5 protein-coding genes are annotated in these 5,223 nt (G+C 59.2%); all 5 read right to left on the bottom strand.

Annotation, left to right across the window (positions count from 1 at the left end; translation table 11 throughout):
* Positions 1 to 24: 24 nt before the first annotated feature.
* Entirely contained in the window at positions 25 to 864 is an 840-nt protein-coding gene (locus tag EOA75_RS28235) for a hypothetical protein (protein WP_127325710.1), read from the bottom strand.
* Positions 864 to 1,145, bottom strand: a complete 282-nt coding sequence (locus tag EOA75_RS28230) for a hypothetical protein (RefSeq protein WP_127216409.1) — start codon at positions 1,143 to 1,145, stop codon at positions 864 to 866. The genes EOA75_RS28235 and EOA75_RS28230 overlap by 1 nt, the downstream gene beginning before the upstream one ends.
* Positions 1,129 to 3,507, bottom strand: a complete 2,379-nt coding sequence (locus EOA75_RS28225; protein ID WP_206517047.1) for a hypothetical protein — start codon at positions 3,505 to 3,507, stop codon at positions 1,129 to 1,131. Before EOA75_RS28225 ends, EOA75_RS28230 begins: the two co-directional genes overlap by 17 nt.
* A gap of 102 nt (positions 3,508 to 3,609) precedes the next feature.
* Entirely contained in the window at positions 3,610 to 4,101 is a 492-nt protein-coding gene (locus tag EOA75_RS28220; protein ID WP_127325709.1) for a hypothetical protein, read from the bottom strand.
* Positions 4,079 to 4,948, bottom strand: coding sequence for a DUF6731 family protein (locus EOA75_RS28215; protein WP_127325708.1), 870 nt, complete (start codon positions 4,946 to 4,948; stop codon positions 4,079 to 4,081). The genes EOA75_RS28220 and EOA75_RS28215 overlap by 23 nt, the downstream gene beginning before the upstream one ends.
* Positions 4,949 to 5,223: the final 275 nt, after the last annotated feature.

Raw genomic sequence — 5,223 nt, 5'->3', positions numbered from 1 at the left:
GATCGATCTTGCCGCTCGGGATCCTCATATGCCGTACCTCCCGCGCGTGATCGTGAACAAATTGGCCATGTCCGTCTGCGAGAGAACCGCGCCTTCCCACATGGTGAAGTTGGCCATCCTGCCGCCAGTAGCCCATTTGCCGTCACCGCTACCCCGAGCAGCAATTTCGAAGGTCTGCGATGCGCTGGACGCCGACGGCGTGGTGTAAGTCGACGTGAAGGTCTGCACGGTTCCGTCCAGGAAAATGAAGCCGGTGGTCGCTGCCTCGTCGACCGACAGTCCAATGGCATGCCAGGCACTGGCGGAGGGGCTGAGAGTGCTGTTGAAGTCGAGGGCGAACGATGCGCCGGTCTTCGACACGTTGAAGCCCAACACGCCCGAGGCGGTCAGCGTGAGCCGGCAGCCGATATTGCCCGGAGCATTGACGTTATCGCCGAAGATGCCGCTCGCGGTCGCGACGTTGGCGAAATAGTTGTAGCCGAAATAAGAGAACTTGGCGTTGTCCTTGTGCAGGTTCTGCATCCAGGCTTCGTTGGTCGTGTCGTAGCGGAAAAAGTCACCGCCATCGAAGGAGAAATATTCCGAGGATGAGCGCCCGTTGGTCGTCCCGTTGATGGTTGGGTCATCGGTGCTGCTGCCGCTCGTCGAGCCCCTGAAAAAGTCGTAGCCGTTGCCCGACGTGTCCAACCAGGAAGCCGAGCCGGCCGGCAGTGACGCACCATCAGCCGCGTCGAGGCAGATTTTCAGCCCGGTCAGCAGCCCGAGCTGAGACACGAATTGAATCATCCGGCGCCGACGCAAGAAATTCGGCGTGATCTGCTCTAACTGCGGCTGAACGCCGGGGGTGAACTGACCTTCAAGCATCAGCCGAGATTGGCCCCTGCGACCGCGTCAGCGACGGACTTCAGCGCGTTATATTCAGTAGTCAGCTTCGCGAATTGCGCCTTAGTCGCGGCCTCGTAGGCATCGCTCGTGCCGAAGGCCTGCACGGCTGAGATGACCGCGGCGAAGTCGGTGGTGATGGCTGCGAGGGCGGCAGATGCGCCGGTGGCGTTCTGCTTTACCTTGAGCATCACCTGCCGCTGGTCATAGATGCGCTGCGCGATGGCATCCATGCCAACGTCGATTTCACTGGTTGTAGCCATTTGCCGGGGCTCCTGGGGTCTGTTGCGGGATCTGCATCGGAACAGCCGTCACCGCGCGGCCTTGCGCGTCCCTGACGATCTGCTTGGGCTTCGAAAGCTCATGGATGAGCGCCGCCAAGAGCTGGCCGAACTGGTCGCGCTGCGCTGCCATCTCTTTCAGCAGCGCCTGGCCGTCGATCTGCTCGGGATCGGGCGGCGGGAGTATGCCGTTGGCGAGCATGATTTGGTTCTGATCGGCGCGCGCGGCCTGCCGCTTCGCCTGAAGGTCCAGCCGCTTCTCTGCCATCGTCATTTCGTGGCTTTCGCGCTTGAACTGCATGTCCTGCGCTGCGGCGTCTTGCTTGATCTTCGCATCAGCAGCTTTTGCCGCCTGGTCCGCTTCTCGCGCCTTCGCGTCCGCCTGAGCTTTTTGTTGTTCGGCGCTCGGGGGCGGAGGCTGATCGGCTTTCGCCTTGGCATCGGTCACCATCTTTTCCAGAACGTCCTCGACCGACTTGCCGAGATTGAACAGCCGGGCGTTCGCGGCGAAGATTTCAATCGCCACTTCCTTCGACATCTCGCCCTGCTGGATTAGCGGGCCGACAGCCGCCCAATAGGCCCCGGCCGCCTGCATGAACTCCGCCGTCTCGGCCTTCTGCCTGGTCAGGTCCGCCTTGACCGTCGAATCGCTTTCGACATCGATGCGGTACATCATGGCCAGGCGCTGCGTCAGAAGCTGCTGGATCGACTGAAGCTTGGCCAGCTTCGCCTGCCGTTGCTGTTCGGCCTGCTGAGCCGCCTGCACCGCGGCCTGGTACTGCTGTTGCGCTTGAGGCGGCAGTTGGACGTCCTGCGGCGGTGGCGGCGGAGGTTGGACAGGCGTCAGGTCTTGCTGCGCCGGCAGGATCTGAACGCCGGTCATCTGCTGCAAAGTCTCATGCGAAAATTTGGCCGGGATGATTTCGGCCATCATCACGAAGATGTCGCGCGCGCACCGCTCCATCATGCGCTGCATCTTCTGGATGCGCAGCGAGCCCCATTGCGTCTTTATGTTCTGAGCCGTGGCCGTCTCGCTCGCCTGCGAGGCGCCGCGCACAATGTCAGAAATGCCGGTGATCTCGTAAATGGCCTGCTTGGTCTGTTCCCGGGCGCCATAGAGCTCCCGCAGCACAGCGATGAACTTTTCGACGGGCCAGAAGGCGACCGCGCCTGAGAGCCCGCCATTGGCTGCCCAGATATCCGCGTTGCCGATTGGCACGAACTCCGCGTCCTCGGCCGCCAGCATGTTGGCGATGTCGCCGGCATCACCGGGATACCAGCCTTTTACCCTCATGTGGTTAGTGATGATCCGGATGCGCTTCGTCGTCAGGTCAAGCTCGTCGGCGAGCTTGCTATAGATCGAAAACGGATTGACCGGCATCAACCGGCCGGTGAGTTCGATCGGCTGCACGGGCGCCGGGATGCAGAAGAAATCTGTCACGCCAAGCGGGTCGTCGACCTTCTTCAGCACCACGCCGTTGTCGTCGATGAAGATGACCTTGCGGCTGCCCTTGTCCCAGATTTCCCATCCGGTCAGGTCGCTGTCGCTTTCGCCGCGGGCTTTTTTCTCGGCGTCGTTCGTCTGGATGCTGATCAGCCCGGCGTCGAACACCGCGTCTTCATCTTCGCGCTGGACGACGAAGCGGAACGCGTCCCATGGCCGATCCCTCCAGCGCTTCGCCGGGCCGTGCCGATAGTCGCGCCAGCTCACCGCCTCGAACTCGATGCATTCGTTCGCGAGGCGTTCGGCTGGCCCCGCGCCTGGCTGACTGGCTGCACCATACGCGTCGCAAGCAGTCTCATCGCTGCCAGGCTCTTCCGCGGGCGCATCGTCGGCTGCGGCGGCGCTCGCGCGTTCAAGCTCCTCGCTGGTCGTCTCGTCCTTTACGATATCGCTCTTGAAGCGAAGCCGGATGATGCCACGACCCGCCAGGAAACCGTCTTGCGCCTCGCCTTCCAGCTCGACCTGAAGCTTGGAATCGTCGACCTGTGTACGAATGGCGCGCTCGATCAGCTCGGCGACGTCCTTTGCTGCCAGATCCTCGTCGGCGAAGCGGCGCCGAATGTCTGGCGCGGGCGGGCTGTTGATGATCGCCGGAACGATGGTCTCGACGTTGGCGAAGAGGATGTTGAAGTCGTAAGTGTTGCCGAGCGTGGCAGACGTGCTCAGGTCGTCCGACTTGGTTTCGCCAGTGTAGGCCTTCACCGCCTTTTCGGCGTCGTCCATCCACTGCTTTTCGAGCTTGCCGGCTGCCTCGACGCGCGCAAGCCACTTTGACCCCTCCTTACGAAGGGCCTCGCCCTGCTTCTGCTGATCGGAAGTGCGCTTGTCCGCTTTTGCCATGGCGGGCAGGATGGCGGCGCCAAATGCGAAATTCTAAGCCGCTTGAATGGTGGATTGGTGAAGCCAGTTTCGCCTCAGCAGGGGCTAAGCCGCTTTTCGACTTCACGAAAGAACGAGTCGTGCCGTCAAAAGGCTGTCGATAAGAAGCAATATTGAGGCTCCGTAAAACAGAAGCCATCCAAAGATAAGCAGGGCAGAATTTGTGTAAGGTATAACCATAGCGGGATTCATGATGTAAATCACGAATGAAAGGATAATAACTGTAAAGGAGAGGACCAGTCTAATCTCTAGGTCAAGCATGAAATCCTTGAATACCACGTTGTCCGCAAGCCTTTCGACGTACCGAGTAGCCCTGGACTTCAACAGACTCCATATCGTCAGGACGGCAGCCCAAAAGACCGAAAGAAAAGTAAACAGGGCGGAGTATGCAGCCTCACCGCGCTTGTTAATGGCCATGACGGTGTCGGCGTCGGGGGCTATTTTGGGCAACACGAAGTATGCGACTAGGAGCGCTGCCGCATACAGAAAGACCAGGAGACGGACGCGCCTGTCCCCGAGAAACGTATTCGCCCTAACCGTTCCCGTTGCCAACATGTTGCTTCGCCTTCGCCAATGACGAGCGCAGAAACTGCTCTCGCTTGGGCCAGTCGGTATCTGGATCGCCCGACAATTCCAAAACCTGACTGGTCCTGAAATGCGCCTTCACGAAGTCAAGAATCGGCTCTGCCTCATGCGGCTGGCTCACCTTGACATCGCGAATTTTTCCTCTTTTAGCCTCTTTTTCGCCTACGAGCCATCCCACCAGCCTTCTAATCTTGGGGACGGTCAGTCCCTCCCTGCGAGGCCCAACGCCGATTGAAACTGTAACGTAGGCTCCATCTACTAGGTCCTTAAGGAAGGCTATGTTGTCCCTTACCTCTCCCAAATCTGGATCCACGGCGTTCAGGGATGCAGGGTCGGCAATCTTAAAAATCACGGCACCGTTTTTGGTTCCGGCTAGCTTATTTATATCGCTCTCTGTCAAGATTGGGAGAGCGATACACGGCTGATGGTTCGCGAGTTCAGCGACGAGTGTGGTTAGCTTCGACAATCCGGCGGCTGCGGGCTTAACCTCGAAGCCTAGCAGGTGCTTTTCGGTATCGTAGATGAAAGCAGTGTGATGCCCCAGATACTCGCCTTCAGCCAAGGTGAGCTTCTTAGCTTTCTCTCCCGCCTTAAGCCTACTGGGAAGGGCGTCCGATTGGAGCCGAATAACGTCCCCACAAATCGGCGCAGCATTAGCTGACGTGCGCGGGTCTAACTGATATCGAACTTCGTCAAGTTCCTTCACCAAATGTTCCCCACTTAGGGCGAAGGCCGCTTGCAGCGAAACGTCGAACTGCACGCCGTCCTCCAGCGCCGGGAACAATTGCCAAAACTTGACGGTGACTTTTTTGTCCATCCCCGAACCCCCTGATTCGAGGATCGGAGAGTATCCGCGCATTGTCTACTTTGTCTTGGATTTTTTCGGCTGGGATGGTTTAGGCGCGGTAGCCTTTTTTCGTGCGCCCTTATCGGCGTCTTCAGCATCCGCTTCAGCGGGCGTTGGAGCTATCACTCTTCAAGCTTGGGCCTGAACCGTCGCACGATCACGTCGAACACAATGTCTGATATCCACATGGCCGAGACGCCGATCAGAAACGCTGCAGCCAGAGTAGTTGTGTCGTCCTCGGTTCC

This window comes from Mesorhizobium sp. M1A.F.Ca.IN.022.07.1.1 (assembly GCF_003997575.1).
In the GTDB taxonomy this organism is placed as follows: domain Bacteria; phylum Pseudomonadota; class Alphaproteobacteria; order Rhizobiales; family Rhizobiaceae; genus Mesorhizobium.
This window is presented reverse-complemented; position numbering and strand designations above follow the sequence as displayed.